At 63.6% G+C, this 20,321-nt stretch carries 21 protein-coding genes; 7 read left to right on the top strand and 14 right to left on the bottom strand.

All coding sequences use genetic code 11. The annotated features are described in order from the left end of the window. The first annotated feature begins 50 nt into the window (after positions 1–50). A complete protein-coding gene (gene mscL / locus DXT59_RS25110) occupies positions 51–491 on the top strand; it encodes a large conductance mechanosensitive channel protein MscL (RefSeq protein WP_116140314.1) in 441 nt (146 codons plus the stop codon). Positions 492–509: 18 nt separating this feature from the next. Here the strand turns inward: mscL and DXT59_RS25105 are convergent, their stop codons facing one another. Beyond that, positions 510–2,471: a hybrid sensor histidine kinase/response regulator gene (locus DXT59_RS25105; protein ID WP_116140312.1), complete on the bottom strand. Its 1,962-nt coding sequence runs from the start codon at positions 2,469–2,471 to the stop codon at positions 510–512. Between the two features lie 37 nt (positions 2,472–2,508). Further along, complete coding sequence (locus DXT59_RS25100; protein WP_116140310.1) at positions 2,509–4,116, bottom strand: sensor histidine kinase; 1,608 nt, start codon at positions 4,114–4,116, stop codon at positions 2,509–2,511. A 369-nt stretch (positions 4,117–4,485) separates the two neighbouring features. On the opposite strand from DXT59_RS25100, the gene DXT59_RS25095 reads away from it, so the two are divergent. Then, positions 4,486–4,968, top strand: a complete 483-nt coding sequence (locus tag DXT59_RS25095; RefSeq protein WP_116140736.1) for a hypothetical protein — start codon at positions 4,486–4,488, stop codon at positions 4,966–4,968. A 26-nt stretch (positions 4,969–4,994) separates the two neighbouring features. On the opposite strand, the gene DXT59_RS25090 is transcribed toward DXT59_RS25095, so the two are convergent. Next, a complete protein-coding gene (locus tag DXT59_RS25090; protein ID WP_116140308.1) occupies positions 4,995–5,900 on the bottom strand; it encodes an NAD(P)-dependent oxidoreductase in 906 nt (301 codons plus the stop codon). A 99-nt stretch (positions 5,901–5,999) separates the two neighbouring features. On the opposite strand from DXT59_RS25090, the gene DXT59_RS25085 reads away from it, so the two are divergent. Continuing rightward, positions 6,000–6,209 (top strand): dodecin, encoded by a 210-nt coding sequence (locus DXT59_RS25085; protein WP_116140306.1) that lies wholly within the window; start codon positions 6,000–6,002, stop codon positions 6,207–6,209. Positions 6,210–6,237: 28 nt separating this feature from the next. Here the strand turns inward: DXT59_RS25085 and DXT59_RS25080 are convergent, their stop codons facing one another. From DXT59_RS25080 to DXT59_RS25065, 4 genes are read right to left on the bottom strand one after another with little or no spacing between them, the layout of a single operon-like run. Continuing rightward, positions 6,238–7,323: a BMP family ABC transporter substrate-binding protein gene (locus DXT59_RS25080; protein ID WP_116140304.1), complete on the bottom strand. Its 1,086-nt coding sequence runs from the start codon at positions 7,321–7,323 to the stop codon at positions 6,238–6,240. 41 nt (positions 7,324–7,364) lie between these two features. Beyond that, the gene (locus DXT59_RS25075; protein ID WP_116140302.1) at positions 7,365–8,294 is read right to left on the bottom strand and encodes an ABC transporter permease; all 930 of its coding nucleotides are present in this window, start codon (positions 8,292–8,294) and stop codon (positions 7,365–7,367) included. Positions 8,295–8,353: 59 nt separating this feature from the next. Next, on the bottom strand, positions 8,354–9,457 hold the full coding sequence (locus DXT59_RS25070) for an ABC transporter permease (protein WP_116140300.1): 1,104 nt from the start codon (positions 9,455–9,457) through the stop codon (positions 8,354–8,356). Positions 9,458–9,512: 55 nt separating this feature from the next. Next, positions 9,513–11,105: an ABC transporter ATP-binding protein gene (locus DXT59_RS25065; protein ID WP_116140734.1), complete on the bottom strand. Its 1,593-nt coding sequence runs from the start codon at positions 11,103–11,105 to the stop codon at positions 9,513–9,515. A gap of 278 nt (positions 11,106–11,383) precedes the next feature. Here DXT59_RS25065 and DXT59_RS25060 point away from each other — a divergent pair, with 278 nt between their 5' ends. Then, entirely contained in the window at positions 11,384–12,316 is a 933-nt protein-coding gene (locus DXT59_RS25060; protein WP_116140299.1) for a LysR substrate-binding domain-containing protein, read from the top strand. 13 nt (positions 12,317–12,329) lie between these two features. Here DXT59_RS25060 and DXT59_RS25055 read toward each other — a convergent pair whose 3' ends face one another. Further along, positions 12,330–13,736: an 8-oxoguanine deaminase gene (locus DXT59_RS25055; protein WP_116140296.1), complete on the bottom strand. Its 1,407-nt coding sequence runs from the start codon at positions 13,734–13,736 to the stop codon at positions 12,330–12,332. 357 nt (positions 13,737–14,093) lie between these two features. On the opposite strand from DXT59_RS25055, the gene uraH reads away from it, so the two are divergent. From uraH to DXT59_RS25040, 3 genes are read left to right on the top strand one after another with little or no spacing between them, the layout of a single operon-like run. After that, positions 14,094–14,447, top strand: a complete 354-nt coding sequence (gene uraH, locus DXT59_RS25050; RefSeq protein ID WP_116140294.1) for a hydroxyisourate hydrolase — start codon at positions 14,094–14,096, stop codon at positions 14,445–14,447. Between the two features lie 42 nt (positions 14,448–14,489). Continuing rightward, positions 14,490–15,683, top strand: a complete 1,194-nt coding sequence (locus DXT59_RS25045) for a urate hydroxylase PuuD (protein ID WP_116140292.1) — start codon at positions 14,490–14,492, stop codon at positions 15,681–15,683. Positions 15,684–15,733: 50 nt separating this feature from the next. Further along, positions 15,734–16,255 carry an MFS transporter gene (locus DXT59_RS25040; protein WP_205417478.1) on the top strand — a complete coding sequence of 174 codons (522 nt, stop codon included), beginning with the start codon at positions 15,734–15,736 and terminating at the stop codon, positions 16,253–16,255. Between the two features lie 54 nt (positions 16,256–16,309). Here the strand turns inward: DXT59_RS25040 and flhD are convergent, their stop codons facing one another. The 6 genes from flhD to puuE all read right to left on the bottom strand — a co-directional run bounded on the left by flhD (position 16,310) and on the right by puuE (position 20,224). Beyond that, entirely contained in the window at positions 16,310–16,600 is a 291-nt protein-coding gene (gene flhD, locus DXT59_RS25035; RefSeq protein ID WP_116140290.1) for a flagellar transcriptional regulator FlhD, read from the bottom strand. A 126-nt stretch (positions 16,601–16,726) separates the two neighbouring features. Further along, positions 16,727–16,867: a hypothetical protein gene (locus DXT59_RS30800; RefSeq protein WP_162878237.1), complete on the bottom strand. Its 141-nt coding sequence runs from the start codon at positions 16,865–16,867 to the stop codon at positions 16,727–16,729. 251 nt (positions 16,868–17,118) lie between these two features. After that, positions 17,119–17,646 carry an ureidoglycolate lyase gene (locus DXT59_RS25030; protein ID WP_116140288.1) on the bottom strand — a complete coding sequence of 176 codons (528 nt, stop codon included), beginning with the start codon at positions 17,644–17,646 and terminating at the stop codon, positions 17,119–17,121. Continuing rightward, entirely contained in the window at positions 17,643–18,656 is a 1,014-nt protein-coding gene (alc, locus tag DXT59_RS25025; protein ID WP_116140286.1) for an allantoicase, read from the bottom strand. The genes DXT59_RS25030 and alc overlap by 4 nt, the downstream gene beginning before the upstream one ends. A 99-nt stretch (positions 18,657–18,755) precedes the next feature. Beyond that, positions 18,756–19,277, bottom strand: coding sequence for a 2-oxo-4-hydroxy-4-carboxy-5-ureidoimidazoline decarboxylase (gene uraD / locus DXT59_RS25020; RefSeq protein WP_116140284.1), 522 nt, complete (start codon positions 19,275–19,277; stop codon positions 18,756–18,758). Continuing rightward, on the bottom strand, positions 19,274–20,224 hold the full coding sequence (gene puuE, locus DXT59_RS25015) for an allantoinase PuuE (RefSeq protein WP_116140281.1): 951 nt from the start codon (positions 20,222–20,224) through the stop codon (positions 19,274–19,276). The genes uraD and puuE overlap by 4 nt, the downstream gene beginning before the upstream one ends. Positions 20,225–20,321 lie beyond the last annotated feature (97 nt).

Below are 20,321 nucleotides of genomic sequence, written 5' to 3'. Positions count from 1 at the left end.
ACATTCGATGCGATTCGCATGCACCCCGTCAAGCAAGGAGGAAAAACAATATGGGCATCGTCAAGGAATTCAGGGAATTCGCCGTCAAGGGCAACGTGATGGACTTGGCCGTGGGCGTCATCATCGGCGGCGCATTCTCGACCATCGTCAATTCGATCGTCAAAGATCTGATCATGCCGATCGTCGGCGTCGCCACGGGCGGCCTCGACTTCTCCAACAAGTTCGTCCGGCTCGGCGACATACCGCCCTCGTTCAAGGGCAACCCCGATTCGTTCAAGGATCTGCAAACGGCCGGCGTGGCTGTTTTCGGCTACGGCTCGTTCATCACGGCGGTCATCAACTTCCTGATTCTCGCCGTCATCGTGTTCGGGATCGTCAAGCTCATGAACACGATGCGCAAGAGCCATGAAGAAGCGCCGGCCGCGCCGCCGCCCACACCGGAAGACGTCCTGCTGCTGCGCGAAATCCGCGACGCCCTCAAGCAACGCTGAACGCGGCGCGGGTCCGCCTCAGCGTTTATTCTCGGCGGCCCGCTGAATCAGCACCTCGAGTTGCCCGAAGTTGACGGGCTTGGTCAAGTGCGCCGTGAAGCCCGCGGCGAGGCAGCGCCGGATATCTTCGTCCGATCCGTATCCCGTCAATGCGATCGCGGGCACCTGCGAATGCTTGCGCACCGCGCTGACGAAATCGAGCCCCGTGCCATCGGGCAGCCCCACGTCGCTGACGATCAGGTCGAACGTGCGGGCCCGCGTGGCCGCCAACGCCTCGGCCACCGAGGCCGCAACGGCCACGTCATGCCCGAGCGAGCTCATGAGGTGCGCCATCACATCGGCCGTGTCGGCATGATCCTCCACGAGCAAGATGGCGATCCGTTCCTTTGCGGCCGCTTGCAACGAGGCGGGCTGCACCGGCTCGTGCGCGGGCAGCGCCGTCGTCGGCAACGCAATGGTGAACGTGGCGCCGCAATGCGGGCCGGGGCTGCGGGCGCTGACCGTCCCGCCATGGGCATCGGTCAATGCCTTCGTAATGGCCAGGCCCAAACCGAGCCCGCCGAACTGCTGCGTCATGCGCTGGCTGCCCTGCTCGAACGCATTGAATAGCTTGCCGATCTGGTCGGATGCGATGCCGATGCCGGTATCCTCGATTTCGATCTCGATGCGCATGCGCGCATCGCGCGTGCGCACATAGATGTGCCCTCCGTCGGGGGTAAACTTGGCCGCATTGCGCACGAGGTTCCACAACATTTGCTGCAGGCGGGCCGGATCTGCGAGTACGTAGTGATTCTCGGCGCGCTTTTCGACATGCACGTCGAGCGCCTTGACCTGAATCTCGGCGCGAAACAGTTCAAGCACGCTGTCCACGACGTCGTGCACATCGACCGTCTCGAGCGCCAAGCGCAGTTTGCCGTTCGCCACGCGCGTCAGGTCGAGCAAGTCGTCGATCAAGCGCGCCTCGAGCTCGATATTGCGGCGTATCATCTTTACGCTCGACTGCGCCGCGGCCGGTAGATCGGGCATCGTTTCCAGCACGCGCGTGCCCGCGAGCACCGGCGTGAGCGGCGTGCGCAACTCATGCGAGAGCATGGCGAGGAACCGGTCCTTCGCGCGGTTGGCCTCCTCGGCTGTCTGCCGGGCGCACTGCTCGGCCGCGAGCAAGCGCTCGCGCTCCTCCATGGCCTCGCGCTGCGATTGGATGTCGGTGCAGCTTGCGAACCACTTGCCGACGCGTCCGTTCGCATCGCGAACATCGGCAATGCGCATGTCGAACCAGCGATACGTACCGTCGGCCGCGCGCAAGCGCAGCTCCTGCCGGTAGTCCGCATCCACGGCCCCGCCCACGGCGTCGAGCCACGCTTGACGCAGCGCGTCTCGATCGTCGGGGTGAACGGCGGCGAGCCAACCGAGCCCGCGTGAAGCGGCCTCGTCGAGTCCCGTGTAGGCATACCACTGCTTCGAGAAGAAATCGCATTGGCCTTGCGCGTTGCTCGTGAACACGAGGTGGGGCAGCGCCTCCGACAAGCTGCGATAGTGCGCCTCGCGGTCGCGCAGCAACAACGCCTCGGCGGACGCGCGCTGCAGCCGGACTTGCGTCAATACGCGCTCGACGGCCTCGGGCAGATACTCCAAGTAGCCGGCCGACTTCGGCACCACGTCGGAGATCCCGGCACGTAAGGCTTCAATCACGCGCGATTCGTCGGTAAAGCCCGTCACGAGAATCGCGGGCAGCACGGTCCCTTCATGACGCAAGCGCCGGAAGAAATCGAGCCCCGTCTCGGCGCTGCCGAGTTGGTAGTCCAACACGAGCAAATCGGGCGCATCGGCGGGCAATCGAGCATGGGCCGCCTGCGCGGTCGAATAGGCGAACACGCGGCAGCCCGCGCGTTCGAGCGACTTGCGCGCGAGCCGTAAGATGCCCTCGTCGTCGTCGACGATGAGGACGCGGGCGGACTCTTGGCGAGAAACGTCGGTCATACAGATTTATGGGTTCGTTCGGCGGCTGGGCGGCGCGTCAAGTCATCCGCAACGGTTGCTCAGGCAAGGTCACGTAAAAGGTCGAACCGATGCCTTCGGTCGATTCGACCCACGCGCGTCCCCCGTGCCGCTCGGTCACGCGGCGCACGAGCGCGAGGCCGATGCCCTCTCCCTTCGAGCGATCGCCGTGCAACCGTTGGAATGCGCTGAACATTTTCGGCATACAGGCATCGGGGATCCCGAGCCCGTTATCGCGGACGAAATACGTACGCATTCTAGGCGCTCGTTCGCCGTTTTCGCGCGGAGCCTGATCGAGCGTGCCGATCTCGATACGACCCGGGCGCGAGGGATCCAGATAGTTGACCGCGTTACCGATCAGATTGGTGAAGATCTGCTCGATCGCGGTCGGATCGCCCCATACGGGCGGCAATTCGCCGACGGACACCGTCGCGCCGCGCTCGACGATCGCTTGATGGAGCGATTCGACGACGCGCGCCACGGCCCGGGCAACGCTCACGCGCTGCCATTGGTATTCGAGCCGGCCCGCGCGCGAAATGCGCAGCAGCGCGTCGATGATCGATGCCGAACGTGCTACCGCTGTGCGCAAAAAGTGCAGCGCTTCGTTTAAATTACCATCGAGCACGCCCGTGATCCGCGCACGTTCGGCCTCGGGTAAGCGCGCTGCATCGATCATGGTGCGCAACTCTTCGCACGACACCTGCAGTTCGCGCGAAAAGCCCTGCAGATTCACGAGCGGCGAGCGCAAGTCATGCGACACGCTATAGATGAACATGTCGTTGTCTTGCTTTTGCTGGCGCAAGCTGTCGTTCACCTGCGTCAGCTCTTGAGCACGCGATTCGAGCGTCGCCTGCAGCGCGGCTTGGTCGTGCTCCGACTCGGTCAGCAAGACACTCGTTCGATGCAGCGCCGCATCGAGTTCGGCCAGTTCGTCGTTGCCGGCAAGCGGTGCGCCCAGCGCCTGCGCGCGGCCGAGCCGCTGTGCATTGGCCGTCAGCGTGCGCAGGCGGCGCCCGATGTTACCGGCAAAAGCGAGCGCCGCGATGGCCCAGATCAGCATCGAGCCCGCGATGGCCGCAATCAGCGCATTGCGCTGCTGCTCGCGCGTGTCGGCCAATTGCGCGCTGCGTTCTGCGTCGAGCCGGGATTCGTCCGCCACGAATGCGCCGAGTTCATCGCGAAATGCGGAAACCGCCGGCGGCAGCGGCGTATCGCCGAACGAAGCCAGTTCTATCGGTTTGCCCTCGTGCAAGGCGCGATAGACCTGTTCGGTCTGTGCGCGAAACGCATCGACGGCCTCGCGCATGCGCCGCACGCGTTCCACTTGGAGGGGATCGTCCGCCACCAGTTTCTCGAGCCGCGCCAGGCGGTCGCCCAGATCGACCCAGACGACCTGATGATCGATAAAGGAAGCATCGCCGAGAATCACGCCCGAGCGCACGCGCGCGGCCTCGCGTAACAGCGGATCGACGATCACGGATGCCTGATAGAGCACCTGCTTGCTGTGCGACGCCCATTGCGCCGCTTGCGTAGCCTGCTCCTGGGTTTTCGACAACATGCCGACCAGCGCGAGCTCGACTAAGCTCGGCACGGCGATCAGCAGCAGGCCCTTCGTGAATAGTTTCATGCGTCCTTGGCGGCCCCCTCGAGTCGCGCGCCTCGCCCGAAGCGCGGCACGGCGCTTGCGTTGCACGACGTGCAACAGCGAAACCGGACCATTATCCGTGCAGTGCCGAGATATTTCAACGGACGATATACGGGCGCGGGTCCGCACAGAAGTTGGCATTTTTTATGAGTTAGGTCAGCACTTCCATGAAACTCGGGCCTATTATTGCCATAGATGTCGAGTTCGATGCGACGCACGCCATGCACGGCTTCGACATGACTGCGTACGAACGCTGCGAATATGGCCGAAAGGTTGTTCGGTCGTGAATGCGACGATTTCGTATGCTATAAAAGATCGGACGTGCGGCGCGCGAGAGCCGGGAGTGGTCGCATGAGGACGCTGTGTTTCTTGCAACTCTTTTTCAGGCGAATGTTTATGTCCTTCCCGAGAAAGCGCAGGCGCGCGAGTGCGGACAGCAAAGAATCGTTTCTCGCCGTCCTGCGCCAGTTCAAACCATTCGTTCAGCTCGATACCAAGATCGCCCGTGCGCGTGCGCAGGACGAGCCCGTGCTTTACGAACACGCCCTACCGGGGCTCGACGTCCTGCTGTGCACCGTGCGCGGCGCGCAACCGCCCTACCCCGATGTCGACGAGCTGCGCCGCCGCTGCATTGAGTCGATCGCCAATGCGCTCGAGCAGCCGCTCGAAGGCCTCGAGAACGGCGGGTACTGGTACGAGACGAACGGGTTCGGCTTCCTTGTGTTCGCCAGCCGGGCGCGCGCGAAGATCTTGCCCGAATTCGGTGCAGGCGCCGTCACCGGTGGTCCGCGCAAGCAAAACGCCGGCGATGCCGCGCCGCGCTCGTTCCGCTGACACGCGCGCGGCGCTTACCCGAATCGTTATTGCCCGCGCGGCGCCGTATTCGCTTGCGGCCGCACGATGTCGATAAATGCCGCCAGATCGGCGTCGGCGAGTCCCATTGCCGCGCCCAAGCGCAGCAGTTGCTGTACCGTGCCTACGACGGGCACGACCGCGCCAGTCGATCGCGCCGCGTCCGCGACCGTATCGATGTCCTTTTGAAACGTTCTCAACGACCCGAGAGGCGCATGTCCGCTCTCCGTCATGCGCGGCACGAACGTTCTCAGTAAGACGGAATCGGCCCAGCCGCCGGCCAGCGCTTGCGGCAGACGCGACGCATCGATGCCCGCCGCTTGAGCTAAACCGACCGCTTCGGCGATGCCCGCGACCGTCGCGCAAACGATCGCTTGGTTGCACAGCTTCGTCATTTGCCCCGCACCCGCCTCGCCCATATGCGTGACGCGCGCCGCATAGGCGCCGATGACCGGTTCCAGTTGGGCGATATCGGCAGCCTCGCCGCCGGCCATGACGGCGAGCGTACCGGCCTCGGCTCCGGGCACGCCTCCGGAAACCGGCGCATCGATCCAGCCGATACCGTAACGCGCTACGCACGCCGCGTATTGCCGCGTCGCGACGGGCGAGATGCTCGAATGGTCGACGATCCAACGCACCCTGCCCGCGCTCGCACCGGCGGGATCGTCACCGAGCAGGCCCCCGGGCCCGAAAACGACCTCCTCGACGGCCCGCGTGTCGGACACGCACAAAAACACCGACTGCGCATGCCTACGCAAATCGTGAGGCGCATCCACGACCTGCGCGCCGTCCGCCACGAGCGCCCGAGCTTTTTCCCGGGTACGGTTCCAAACCCAGACGGTGTGTCCGGCTCGCAGCAGATGCCGAATCATCGGCGCGCCCATGAGACCCGGTCCGCAAAATCCAATGTCCATCGTCGTTTTCCCTCGCGATGAAAAAAGCCCGTCACGGCACGCTCGAGCGCCGTTGCCTATACTGGTCTTTCCATTCTCGCCGACAAACGGAGAACATTCATGAGCGACCATGTCTACAAGTACATCGAGCTGACCGGTTCGTCGACCAAGTCGTGCGACGACGCCGTGCGATGCGCGATCGAGCGCGCATCGAAGACGCTGCGCAACTTGCATTGGTTCGAAGTCATCGAAACGCGCGGGCACATCGAAAACGGCAGCGTCGCGCATTGGCAAGTCACGCTCAAGGTAGGAATGCGGCTGGAGGACTGAGAACGGGCTCGCCGCCCGTTCCGACGCATCAGTGCGGCAGCGTGCCGTCCACCCCCTCGACGTACCAGTTCAGACGCTGCAAGTCGGCGTCGGTCAGCGTCGTGCCCGCGGGAACCTTGACGTTACCGCCCTGATCCTTGATCGGGCCCGTGAAGACATCGCGCTTGCCGCCCGCGATCGCGCTGCGCGCGGCCTTCTCGTCGGCGAGTGCGTTAGCAGGCACCGTGGTATTCAAGTCCTCGAGGTCGACCGCTTGCTGGGACACCCCCCACCAGACGGGGTCGTTCTTCCATTTTCCGTCGAGCACCTGCTGGATCGCCGCGCGGTAGTAGACGCCCCAGTGCGCCACGACCGAGCCGAGCGCCGCATCCGGGCCGAACTTCTTCATATCGGAGTCCCAGCCGAACGCGTGCACATGCTTTTCTTGCGCCGTCGCCAGCGTCGCGCTCGAGTCGGTATTCTGCAACAGCACGTCGGCGCCTTGGCTGATCAGCGTTTCGGCCGCTTGCTTTTCCTTGCCCGGATCGAACCAGCTATTGATCCAGATCACCTTGGTATGGACCTTCGGATTGACCGAACGCGCGCCGAGCGTATAGGCATTGATGTTGCGCACGACTTCCGGGATCGGCACCGATGCGACGAACCCGAGCGTGTTCGTCTTCGTCATATGTCCTGCGACGATACCGGCGAGGTAGGCGCCTTGGTACATGCGCACGTCGTAAGTGCCGAAATTCTTGCCCTTCTTGTAACCCGTCGCATGCAGGAACACGGTGTCCGGGAAGTCCTTCGCGACCTTCAGTTCGAAGTCTTGATAGCCGAAGCTCGATCCGAAGATGATCTTATTGCCCTTGCTGGCGAGGTCGCGAAACACGCGTTCGGAATCAGCCGATTCGGGCACGTCCTCGACCCGCGTGATCTTGATCTTTTTGCCGAACTGCGCCTCGGCCTCTTTGGAACCTTGATCGTGCGCAAAGGTCCAGCCGGCATCGCCGGGGTTGCCCAAGTACACGAACGCGACGCCCGGCACGTCGGCCGCGCGCGCGGCCGGCGTGAGGGCCACGCCCAGCGCGAGCGCAGCGCCGGCGGCGAGCGAGGTCAAGGTCTTTCTTTTCATTGAACTTCTCCAGTGGTGTGGGATGAAAAACGGTGATCGACTTAGCTGGTCGCGTAAAAAGGCTTGCCGAGCGACGCGGGCGCGTTGAGTTTGATCGTGTTCGGGTTGCGCGAAATGAGGACCAACACGACGACGGTCGCCACGTAAGGCAACATCGCGAGAAATTGCGTCGGCACCGGCACGCCCACCGCTTGGGCGTAGAACTGCAGGCCCGTAACGGCCCCGAACAGCAGCGCGCCCACAAGCAGCCGAGCGGGCCGCCAAGTCGCGAACACGACGAGCGCCAGCGCAATCCAGCCGCGCCCCGAGGTCAATTGTTCCTGCCACAGATGCAGATAGACGATCGAGTAATAGCCTCCGGCAAGACCGGCCATGCCGCCGCCGAACAGCGTCGAGCCATAGCGCACCGCGATCACGGGGAAGCCCACCGAATGAGCGACGCTCGGCGATTCGCCGACCGAACGCAGCACGAGTCCCGCGCGCGTGCGATAGAGGAACCATGCCACGAGGCCGAACACGGCGAACGCGAGATACCCGAGCGGGGTCAACGAGAAAAGCGCGGGGCCGAGCACGGGCAGGTGCGCGAACGCGGGGACCGGCCATACATTGATCGTGGCGCTGATCGATGCCGACGTGTACGGCTTGCCGACATAGGCGGACAAGCCCGTGCCGAAAATCGCCAGCGACAGTCCGGTGGCCACTTGATTGGCAAGCATCGTCAGCGTCAAAAACGCGAACAGCAACGCCATCGCGACGCCCGCGCCGATCGCGGCCGCGACGCCCAGCCACGGATGGCCCGTCGCAACGGTCACGGCATAACCCGTGACGGCGCCCATCAGCATCATGCCCTCGACGCCCAGATTGAGTACGCCCGACTTCTCGGTGACGAGCTCGCCCACACCAGCGTACATCAGCGGAATGGCGGCAACGACGGCGCTCGACGCCAGTGATCCGGCTTGTTGAATATCCATGGTCGTTCTATTTCGATTGGCGAGTTATTCGATGGCGAGAGCGCGGCTCGTCCGCGCGTTCATCCGTGCGCGACACGGGCGACGCGGCGTACGCGGTAATTGACGAAGAGATCGGCTCCGAGCAAGCAAAACAGCAATAGCCCTTGGAACACGCCCGACAGTGCCTGCGGCAGTTGCATCGAGGTCTGCACGGCTTCTCCGCCGAGATAGAGCAACGCCATGAGCAAGCTCGCGAGCACGATTCCGATCGGATGCAGCCGGCCGACGAAGACGACGATGATGGCCGTGAAGCCGTAGCCCGGCGACCATGTCGCCTGCAATTGCCCGATCGGACCGGCGATCTCCCCCATCCCGGCGAGCCCGGCCAACGCGCCGCTCAGGAGCAGCGAGGTCCACACCGTGCGCGAATCGGAGAAACCCGCGTAGCGCGCGGCAAGCGGCGCAAGCCCGCCCACGTTCATGCGAAAGCCCGCGAAGCTCTTGCGCATGAAGAGCCACACCGCCGGAATGGCAGCCAAGGTCAAGAACACCGACGCGTTGAGCCGCGTGCCGCGCAGCCACTGCCAACGCCAGTCGCCGCCGAACGTCGGATAGAGCGCATCGCCGGAGAACATCTCCGAAATCGGAAAATTCATTCCTTGCGGGTCGCGCCAGGGACCGCTGACGAGGTAAATCAAAAGCTGAGCGGCCACGTAGGTCAGCATGAGGCTCGTCAAGATCTCGTTGGTATTGAACCGTGTCTTCAAGAACGCCGGAATCGATGCCCAGACCATGCCGCCGACGACACCCGCCCCCATCATGAGAAACAAGATCCGGGCACCGCTCGCTTGGTCGAAATGAATCGCCACGCCGCTCGCCGCGATGCCGCCGGCAAGCATCTGCCCCTCGGCGCCGATGTTCCAGACGTTGGCGCGATAGCCGACCGCGAGCCCCAGCCCGATCAGGCACAACGGCGACGCCTTGAGCAGCAGTTCGGACCAGCCGTTGACGCCGGTGAGCGGGTCGATGAAGAACGCGCGCATCGCCTGCGCGGGATCGCGTCCGACGAGGCCGAAGATCAGAAAGCCGATGGCCAGCGTCAGTAATGCCGCGATGAGGGGCACGGCGAGTCGCATCGCGCGCGAAGGGGTCGGCCGGGCTTCGAGTCGGTAGGGAAAATACATAGTCGGTTGGGACGTGGATGATGCGTGTGTTCAAAGCGCCGGACTCATCGCGGCCTCAAGCATGGAGCGGCTCTTCGGCGGGCGGCGCCGCACCGTTTTCGCCGAATAGACCTGCCATCCATAAGCCGATCTCCTCCGCGTTCGTCTCCCCCGTCTTGCGCGCGGGCGACAATCGCCCGCGAGCGAGGACGGCGATGCGGTCGCAGATATCGAAGAGCTCGTCGAGTTCCTCCGATATCACGAGCACCGCGACGCCCTTCGCCGAGAGATCGAGCAGGGTCTGCCGGATGAACGCCGATGCGCCGACATCGACGCCCCAGGTCGGCTGCGCGACCACGAGGACCTTCGGCGATTGCAGCACCTCGCGGCCGACGATGTACTTTTGCAGATTGCCGCCCGAGAGCGACTGCGCCAGCGCGCCGGGCCCGCCGCAGCGCACGTCGAATGCCTCGATGCAGCGGGCCGCGAAAGCGCGCATTGCGCGCGCGCCGATCCACCCGCGCCGAACCATGCCCGGTTGACGATAGGCGGTAAGCAACGCATTGTCCTCGAGCGACATCGCGGGTACCGCGCCGCGCCCGAGCCGCTCTTCCGGAACGAAGGCGAATCCCAAGCGGCGGCGCGCGCCGGCCGAGAGCCGCGCGGCAGGCTTACCGCAAATCGTCACCGTATCTGGCTCGGCCGCCCCGCGCTTTTCGCCCGACAGCGCCGCGAGCAACTCGGCCTGGCCGTTGCCCGAGACGCCCGCGATCCCGAGAATCTCTCCGGCATGCACCGCGAACGTGACGTTCTCGAGCGACGTCCCGAACGGATCGTCGCTCGGCACCGACAAGCGGTCGACATTAAGCAGCACCTCGCCGGGCGCGTGCGCGCGCCGCGTGTAATCGGGCAGCGCGTGACCGACCATCAACTGGGCGAGCGACGCGTGCGTTTGCTCGCGCGGCTTGACGTGCCCCGTCACCCGGCCGCCGCGCATGACGGTCGCCGTATCGCACAGCGCACGGATTTCGTCGAGCTTGTGGCTGATGTAAAGCACGCTGCACCCTTGTGATGCGAGCCGCTTGAGCGTCTCGAACAGCTTGCGCACCGCCTGCGGGGTCAGCACCGAGGTAGGCTCGTCCATGATGAGCAGCCGCGGATGCTGCAGCAGACAGCGCACGATCTCCACGCGCTGGCGCTCGCCCACGGTCAGGCTGTGCACGTGCCGTTGCGGATCGATGTCGAGGCCGTACTCGGCCGACACTTCGCGGATCCGCTTGCCGAGCGCCGCCAAATCGAACGGCTCGTCGAGCGCCAGCGCGATGTTCTCGCCGACGGTCAGCGTCTCGAACAGCGAAAAGTGCTGAAACACCATGCCGATGCCGAGCTTGCGCGCCTGCGCGGGACTGGCAATCTCCACGAGTTCGCCTTCCCAGCGAATCTCGCCCGCATCGGGGCGCACGGAGCCGTAGATGATTTTCATCAACGTGCTTTTGCCCGCGCCGTTTTCGCCGAGCACCGCGTGAATCTCGCCCGGCGCGACGACGAGATCCACGCCGTCGTTCGCCCGCACGGACGGATATTGCTTGCTGATACCTTTCAGCTCGAGCCGAGGCACCTTTGGTACGCCGATGCCCGCGCGGCCGCTATGAATTGAATGATCGCCCATTTGATCCGCCAAACCTGACTGCTTATCTACCTCGATGCGACGCGCGAGCATCCCTCGCGCTCCCCGTGGACGCGCCGCTTCGCGCCGTCCCACCGTGCGGCCTGGCCCGACGATACCCAAATCGCGGGCGAGCGTCGAGCCGACAATATCGTACGAACACTCGGTATCGCCGATGCGCCACACGGGTATCTGCGCCCTTGACGCAAATTTATGCACATATTAAAAGTCTGATACCCCCACCCCTGCTCGATCAGCCAAAACATATATCGGAGCAATACATGAGTCAGCAACGCGAGGCGATCGACACGTACCTTTTGCGCGTCTTGCACACCCTCTTGATGGAGCGCAGCGTGACGCGTGCCGCCGTCAAGCTCAATCAATCTCAGCCCGCGATCAGCGCCGCGCTGCGCCGCCTGCGCGACATCACGGGCGACCCGCTGCTCGTGCGCGGCAAGTCCGGCATGGTGCCGACCGAGTACGGCCTGCGCCTGCTCGAACCCGTGCAGAACGCATTGCGCGAGATCGAGCGGATTCGCTTTCAGCAACACAGCTTCGATCCGGCCACCTCGATCCGTTGCTACCGCATCGGATGCCCTGACTACCTGAACGTGCTGTTCGTGCCGACCGTCGTCGAACGGTTTCGCCAAGCCGCACCGAACGCCCAGCTCGAATTCCATTCGCTGGGCCCCTCGTTCGACTACGAGCTCGCGCTCGAGGACGGCAAGCTCGACGTCGTGGTCGGCAACTGGCCCGAACCGCCCGAGCAGTTGCATCTGTCGAATTTGTTCGTCGACGAGATCGTCTGCCTGATGAGCAACACGCATCCGTTCGCCAAGCGCGGGGCACTGACCCTCGATCAATACCTGAACGCCCCGCATCTCGCACCCACCCCTTACTCGGTGGGCCAGCGCGGCGCGATCGACGTTCACCTCGCGCGCGAACGGCTCAAGCGCCATGTCGTCGTCACCTTGCCGTACTTCAACTTGGCGCCCTACGTGTTGATCAAGTCGGACCTCATCTTCACGACGACGCGGCTCTTCGCCGATCACTACGCCAAGTTCCTGCCGCTGACCGTCCTGCCCGCCCCGCTCGATTTCCCGCCGATGCAGTACTACCAGTTGTGGCACGAACGCTGCCACTATTCCGACGAAGTACGGTGGTTGCGCAGCCTCGTGGCGGATGCAACGCGCACGCTCGTCGAGCGCGTCTAAGCGGCGCTGAGGCTCAAGCCGAGCGCGCCGCCTCGGCTAGCGCACCCGCGAGCACGTTATGCCGTTCCAGCAACGGCGCCAGCTCGAGCGTCGCCAAACGCCCGTCCTGGACGACCACCTTGCCGTTGACGACGCTCACCGCGACCTGCGGCGGCGCGCAAAACACGAGTGCCGCCACGGGATCGTGCAGCGCGCCCGCGAAATTGGGCTGGCGCAAATCGAATGCGACGAAATCGGCCGCCATACCGGGCGCGAGCGCACCGATATCGTCGCGCCCCAGGACCGCGGCACCGCCCAGCGTGGCAAGCTCCAACGCCTCGCGCGCGCTCATCGCATCGGGACCGAAGCCGACGCGTTGCAACAGCATCGCCTGCCGGGCCTCGCCCATGAGGTGGGCGCCATCGTTCGAAGCCGATCCATCGACGCCCAACCCCACCGGCACGCCGGCATCGCGCATGCGGCGGATCGGCGCGATGCCCGAGGCGAGCCGCATATTCGAACAGGGACAATGCGCGACGCCCGTGTGCGTACGCGCGAATAGCGCGATGCCGGGCGCATCGAGCTGCACACAATGGGCATGCCACACATCGGCGCCGACCCAGCCGAGGTCCTCGGCGTACTGGGCGGGCGTCATACCGAAACGCTCGCGGCTATAGGCGACGTCGTTGACGTTCTCTGCCAAATGCGTATGCATCGAGACACCGTAGTTCCGCGCGAGCACGGCCGATTCGCGCATCAAATCGCGGCTGACCGAGAACGGCGAACACGGCGCCACCACGACGCGCAGCATCGCGTAACGCCCCTCGTCATGGTAGGTTTCGATCAACCGCTGCGTATCGGACAGGATCGCGTCCTCGCGCTCCACGAGCGCATCGGGCGGCAGCCCGCCGTCCTTTTGCCCGACGCTCATACTGCCCCTGCTCGCATGAAAGCGCATGCCGATGCGTGCCGCGGCGGCAATGCTGTCGTCCAGGCGAGCGCCGTTCGGGTACAGGTAGAGATGATCGCTCGACGTCGTGCAACCCGAGAGCAGCAACTCGGCCATCGCCGTGAGCGTCGATACCTCGATCATCTCGGGCGTCAAATGGGCCCAGATGCGGTACAAACTCGTCAACCAGCCGAAAAGCTCGGCGTTTTGGGCTGCCGGCACCGCGCGCGTCAAGCTCTGGTACATATGGTGGTGCGTATTGACGAGGCCCGGCATCACCAAATGGCCGCGCAGATCGAGTACCTGATCGGCCGTATCGGGCAGTTCATGCGTCGGGCCCACGGCCGCGATGCGGTTGCCTTCGATAAAGAGCCCCGCGTCACGCAATTCCTTGCGCTCGCCATCCATCGTTACGAGCACGTCGGCGTGCTTCACGAGCATCGTTTTGGGTCGCGCCGCACCGCTTGCGTGCATGGCCTCGTCGTGGATCATTCTCTATTCCGCGTTCCAGTGGGGAGGGACGATGGGCATAACGATCGGGAGCCAAAATACCGCTGGCAATGTACGATGCAGCGATACTCGCCTTCAGCGTTTCGATATAGTGGTTGCATCTTCGTCGAGCTCGCCCGCGCGGGCGCGTGCACCGGCCGCCGCGCTTCATGCGTCCGCCCTTATCTTCCTTATCGCTTGCGCGCGAGCGCTCGCCGACTTCTTAGAATGACGGCACGGCGCTCGCATCAAATCGCCGACGGGTATGTAGCCACGTGACGTGGAGCCTCGATCCGCCGCTTGCGTATGGGATCGGGCCGCCCACGTCACTTTTCGCGTTCATCATAAGGAAAACTGCGAATGGGAAAGCTCACTACCCACGTTTTGGACACCGCGCACGGCCGTCCCGGCGCCGGTATCGCGCTCGAATTGTATCGGCTCGACGGCGATGCGCGCAGTCTCCTCAAGCGTACGCTCACCAATGACGACGGCCGGTGCGGCGAACCGCTGCTCGAGGGCGATGCCTTCAAAACCGGCGAATACGAGCTCGTCTTTCATGCCGGCGACTACTTTGCCGCGGCGGGCGTGAACGTACCGCAGCCTCGTTTCGTCGACCGCGTCGTGCTGCGCTTCGGCATCGCCGATGCCGAAGCGCACTATCACGTGCCGCTCCTGGTCTCGCCGTGGGCTTACAGCACCTATCGCGGCAGTTGACCCAACTTATACCAACGACTATTAGGAGTTCGGAGGCGTTTCATGGAAGGCTTTATCACCGACTGGCTGAACCTTGCGATCCGCTGGCTACACGTCGTTGTTGCGATCGCATGGATCGGCGAATCGTTCTATTTCGTCGCGCTCGACAACGGCTTGAGAAAGCCCAAGGATCCGGCGCTCGTCGAACGAGGCGTATTCGGCGAACTGTGGCACGTCCACGGCGGCGGATTCTACAACATGCAAAAGTACATGGTCGCGCCGGCTCAAATGCCCGAGGACCTGCATTGGTCGAAATGGCCCTCGTACACCACTTGGATGTCCGGCTTCGGCTTGTTCACGGTGCTCTATCTGTTCTCGCCGAGCACGTATCTCATCGATCCGAACGTGCTCCAGATGGGCCCCGTCGTGGCCGTTGCGGCTGCGCTCGGCTTCCTTGCCGCCGGTTGGATCGTCTACGATACGCTGTGCCGCACGCTCGGCCATAACGATCGTCTGCTCGGCGTCACCGTCGGCCTTTACGTACTCGTCGCGGCATGGCTTGCCTGTCATATCTTCTCGGGACGCGCGGCCTACCTGATCGTCGGTGCGATGCTCGCCACCATCATGTCGGCCAACGTCTTTTTCGTGATCATTCCGGGCCAGCGCAAGATGGTGGGCGCGATGCTCAAGGGCGAAGCGCCGAACCCGATCTACGGCAAGCGCGGCAAGCAGCGCTCCGTGCACAACACGTACTTCACGCTGCCTGTGGTCTTCGCGATGCTGTCGAATCACTACGCGATGACCTATACCCATCCGTATAACTGGGCCGTGCTCGCCGTCATCATGCTCGCGGGCGCACTGATCCGTCAGTTCTTCGTCATGCGCCACCGTGGTCAGGTGCTCTGGTATTTGCCCGTGGGCGGCGTCGTGCTGCTGGCGCTCGCATTTGCGGTCACAGTGCCCAGGCCCGTCGTGCCGCAGGCGCAAGCAGCCAATGCGCCCGTCATGAAGCTGGCCGATATCCAGCCGATCTTGCAGCAACGCTGCGCGACTTGTCATTCGGCGCATCCGACGCTGATGGGAAGCGCGCCGGCCGGCGTGCTGTTCGATACACCGCAAGAAATCTCGGCCAACGCTCAACGGCTATATCAACAAGCCGTCGTCCTTAAAGCGATGCCGCTCGGCAACGTCACGAAGATGACGCCCGATGAGCGCGAGAAGATCGCGGCGTGGTTCAACTCGGGCATGCAGCAGTGAGGCCTTTAGCTTCAGAAGCTATTGCCAGTGCGGACAACGAGCGCACGCTGTTGTCCGTCCTCTCGATGTCGGTATTCTTCGTCGGCGCGAGCGAGTTCATGCTCTCAGCGATGCTCAATCCGCTCAGTGTCGCATTCGGCACCGACTCGGTTCACATCGCGTGGCTGATCTGGAGCTACGCGTTCGCTTATGCTATCGCGGCGCCGTTCCTCGGCTATCTGTCGGACCGAATCGATCGAGGCCGCGACGATGCCGAAACGGCGCATCGCCGTCGCGACGCGCGAAACCCACGGCTTCAAGTGGCTGCGCAACCCGAACGTCACGCGTCCACTGCTCGCGAAGGGCTTATGGAATGGAACAGCCGTATCCGTCTTCCTCGCAACCGCCGAAACGCTCAACAACGTCGTTATTCTGTCGGTCGTCCCGATCGCATCCATGTCGCTCGCAAGCGGGACGACCGCTATGGCGACAATGGTTTTCGCAGTGGGTTTGGGAATCGGCGCCGCGCTAACGCTGTGCGACGCGCTGTTTTGCCCTGTCCGGAAGCAGTAGACAGGGTCGAGAGGAGTTGAAAGCGAAAGGCGGCGCGTGAATCGAAGGGCGACACGCGTCGGTTGAGCGTCCGGTCAGGCAGCCTCGGCAAGCACTTCTTGCGCGCGCGGCGCGCGCGTGGCCGGCGCGGCCAGCGTGGCGAGCATCGAGCGGTCATTGAACCGGAAGAAGCAAACGAGTTGATCGCATGCGGCCAGTTTGAGCAGTTGCGGCCCCGAGAGATCGGCAATGACGTCCGCGATTTGCGTGGACAGCCCCAGGCGTTCCATGCCGGCGGCGCGGTCGGCCCGCAACAGGCGCTGCGCCAGCGAAAGGTAGGACAGGTTTATTTCTCGGATCGATTCGAGGTTTTCTGAGCCGTTCATGATTATCTCTGCCAGGGGTGAGTCGGATTTAAAAATCGGCTGGTAAGCGGCGATCCGGGTGGATCGCAACGGCTTTTCCCTAGCCCAAAGCGCGTGAGCGCGTGAAACGTTTGCTACGGCGTGCAGTTAGCAGCCGCCGCGCTCGTCGGCCACACCCGCTGCGATGAGGCTGCAAGCGATTTCGCGCAACAGATGCTGCGTCAACGCACCCGAACCGCCCAGGCAAAGGCGTTGAAGTTCGATAAGGTCTTTGGCGAAGCGGCTCATGGCGATCTCTCCGTGGCTCAGGGTGGGAAACGTCCGCGTCTTGCTTTACGAATCGTTTTCCTGTGACCAAAGTATCGGCGAGCGCCTCGAGGAAACAAATCAGCCGGCGCTGATCCTTACGTAATATCTGACAGCCCACTTGTCAGCCTTTTCCTACATGTTGCGTCTGCAAGGGCTACGACCAAATTTACATGTGAAAACGCCCGTGTGGATTCACACGGGCGTTTGAGTCGCCGAGAGCGCGACAGCGACTACCGGAGCGCTTGCGGCAATGCTTCTGGGTTCAACCAAAACGATTCGGCCAGCCATTGTTCGTCGCAGTTGTGGCCCTCTCCGCCTCGGTCGACGACGATGAAATCGCTGACGGTATCGAGCGCGACCAAGGGATGGTGCCAGACCCCTTTCGCGTAATTCACACCTTGCCAGCCATGCGTCGCGAACGCCCGGATTGCGTCGGTCCGCAGCTCGCCGGCCGGTGCGACGACGACCAAGTACGGCCTGTCCGTGAGCGGAATGAAGGCTTGCGAGCCCAACGGATGGCGTTCCAACATCACGACTTCGAACGGCAGAACGCGCGGTTGGCCGCGAAACACGTTGACGAGGGGCCGTCCGCCCCCCTCCTCGACGTCGATACGCGCGAGATCGTGATAGCGGATCGTCGTGCCTTGGTTGATGGGGATCTGGCGCGCGCCGTCGAGCTCGATGACGTCGCCGAACGGCGCGAACGCCTCACGGGTCAACGGCTCGATGGCCAGCGCCTTCGATGAGGCGCCGCTCATGCCAATACGCCCCAAGCGCGCAAGCGCGAAACGCCGCCGTCCGGAATGATGTTCAAGCGCAAGTGCGTGACGGGACCGAGCGCGGCCAATTCCGCTTCGAAGTAGTGCTGCTTATCCATTTGCAGCTTTTGCTCGCCGAGCAACGTCGGCCAAAACATGGCCTGCGTGATCAATGAGCTATCGGTGCCGCCCTTCATGTAAGCCGCCTGAATCGAGCAGCGATCCGGATAGTTGCCCTTGAAGAACGCCGTATCCACTTCGATTTTCGTAATCGTGCCGGGCTGCGCGAGCGCGATGATGGCCCAGTCGTTGCCTGGCTCGCGCCGGCGGCGCGTTTCCCAGCCGTCGCCCATGTTGACGCCGCGGCCCGGCATCAGCAAATTCGACGCCGCCCCGAAATGCTGGTTGTTGACCGCCACGACATAGGCCCCGTTCTCCATCGCCGCCAGATCCACGGGCGCGTGGCGGCTCGCGTTCGCCCAATCGACCTGCGGCTGTCCGTACACGCGCAGGCGGGCCACGCCCCCATCCGGGTACAAATTCAAACGAATATGCGTATAAGCCTCGCCGTCTGTCACATCGACGTAATGATGCGAATTGCCCTGCAATGTCGTCGAAGGCACGATTTCCTTCCACTGCGTCGAACCGCTCGGTGCTTCGCCGGCCGGTACGCACGCGGCTTCCACCGAAGCGGCGGGCGGGAAGTTGCCGGTGAAGTGGCTCGTATCGATATCGAGTCCCTTGACGACGCCGGCCCGCGCGAGCTTGACGACGCACCAGTCGTAGCCCGTCGTGCGCTTACGGCGCGTCTCCCAGCCGTCCATCCACTTGCCGTTGTCGTCGTATTTGCCCGGAATGAAGACGGCGGGCTCAGGGCTGAGCATGCGCTCCTTCGGCGCGAAAAATTCGTCGCTCGCCTCGAGCGCCTGCGCCCCCAAGCGCGGATCGGCCAAGTTGACGTAACGGCGCGTGAAATCGGGCGCATTGGGGTCGAGAATCGGGAGAGCCATTGTTGTCGTCCTTCCTGTCTGTCGGTTCGTTGTGTCGATCAAACGCCGTATCGGCGCGTCAAGCGGGCATGGCCGGCAACGCATCGCATTCTCGGGCATTCATGCCGTCACGAGATCGTCGATGCGAAACCGGGCAATGCGGTAAATCTGCTCCAAGCTCGTACGCAACTCCTCGTCGCGCGTGTTGTTCACGCGCGCTTCGAAGTTGGCGATGATGCCCTCGCGGTCGTACCCGCGTACGGCGAGAATGAACGGGAAGCCGAATTTCGCGCGATAAGCGGCATTCAACCGCTGCAGCTTGTCGAATTGCGCTTGCGTGCATGCGGCAAGGCCGGCGCCGCTTTGCTCGCGCGTGGATTCGGCTGTCAACTCGCCGCGCACCGCCGCCTTGCCCGCAAGCTCGGGGTGGGCATTGATGAGCGCGAGCTGACGTTCGTCGCCCGCTTGCGCGACGATCTCGCGCATCCTCGCGTAGAGCGCATCGACGCTCGCGAACGGTCTGGCGTCCGCGGCCTGCGCAGCGACCCACGGCGAGTGCTCGAAGATGCCCGACAGCGCTGCTTCGAACGCATCGCGCGGCATCGAATTGAGTTGTTCAAGCGAGTATTGCATCGGCTTCATGCGCGTGAGCTGTTCGTATCTGGCTGGTAGGGATGCCTCGCGCGCCAATGGCGCGCAATATCGACGCGGCGCGTCACCCAGACGCGATCGTGCTGCTCGATGTGATCGAGGAAGCGCTGCAGCGCGCGAAAACGGCCGGGCCGCCCCAGCAGCCGGCAATGCATACCGATCGAGAGCATCTTCGGCGCCTCGTCTCCTTCCTCGTAAAGCACGTCGAAGGCATCACGCAGATAGGTAAAGAAGTGATCGGCCGTGTTGAATCCTTGCGGCGTGGCGAACCGCATGTCGTTCGTATCGAGTGTGTACGGCACGATCAATTGCTGCCGCATCTCCCCGCCCGACACCGCCACGTCCATCCAAAACGGCAAATCGTCGCCGTAGTAATCCGAGTCATAGAGAAACCCGCCGTATTCGGCCACGAGGCGGCGCGTATTGGGGCTGTCGCGACCCGTGTACCAGCCGAGCGGGCGCACGCCCGTCACGCGTTCGATCGCCTCCATGCCTAGCCGCATATGCTCGGCCTCCCGCTCCGGGGCCATATCTTGGTAATGAATCCAACGCCATCCATGACATGCGATCTCGTGGCCCAGTTCGACGAACGCGCGCGCGACCTCGGGATGGCGCTCGATCGCCATGCCCACGCCGAATACGGTGAGCGGCAAGTCGCGCTTCTCGAATTCACGCAAGATGCGCCAGACGCCGGCCCGCGAGCCGTATTCGTAGATCGACTCCATGCTCATGTGGCGCGCCGGATAAGCGGCCGCGCCGACGATCTCGGAGAGAAACTGTTCCGACGCCGGATCGCCGTGCAAGACGCAGTTTTCGCCGCCTTCTTCATAGTTGAGAACGAACTGGACGGCAACGCGCGCCCGGCCCGGCCAATCGGCCTGGACCGGCTGCCGGCCGTAGCCGATCAGATCGCGCGGATAGCGGGAATCGGATGTCATGGCAAAGATTCGAGGCAAGCGTGAGTGAGCAATGCTCGCGGCAACGCCATACCTGGGCGTTACCGCGATGGGTTCATTCGGTCGGATCAGTGTATAG

This window comes from Trinickia diaoshuihuensis (assembly GCF_003390925.1).
GTDB classification, from domain to species: domain Bacteria; phylum Pseudomonadota; class Gammaproteobacteria; order Burkholderiales; family Burkholderiaceae; genus Trinickia; species Trinickia diaoshuihuensis.
The sequence above is the reverse complement of the archived record's forward strand: the minus strand, read 5'-3'. Positions and strand labels throughout refer to the sequence as shown.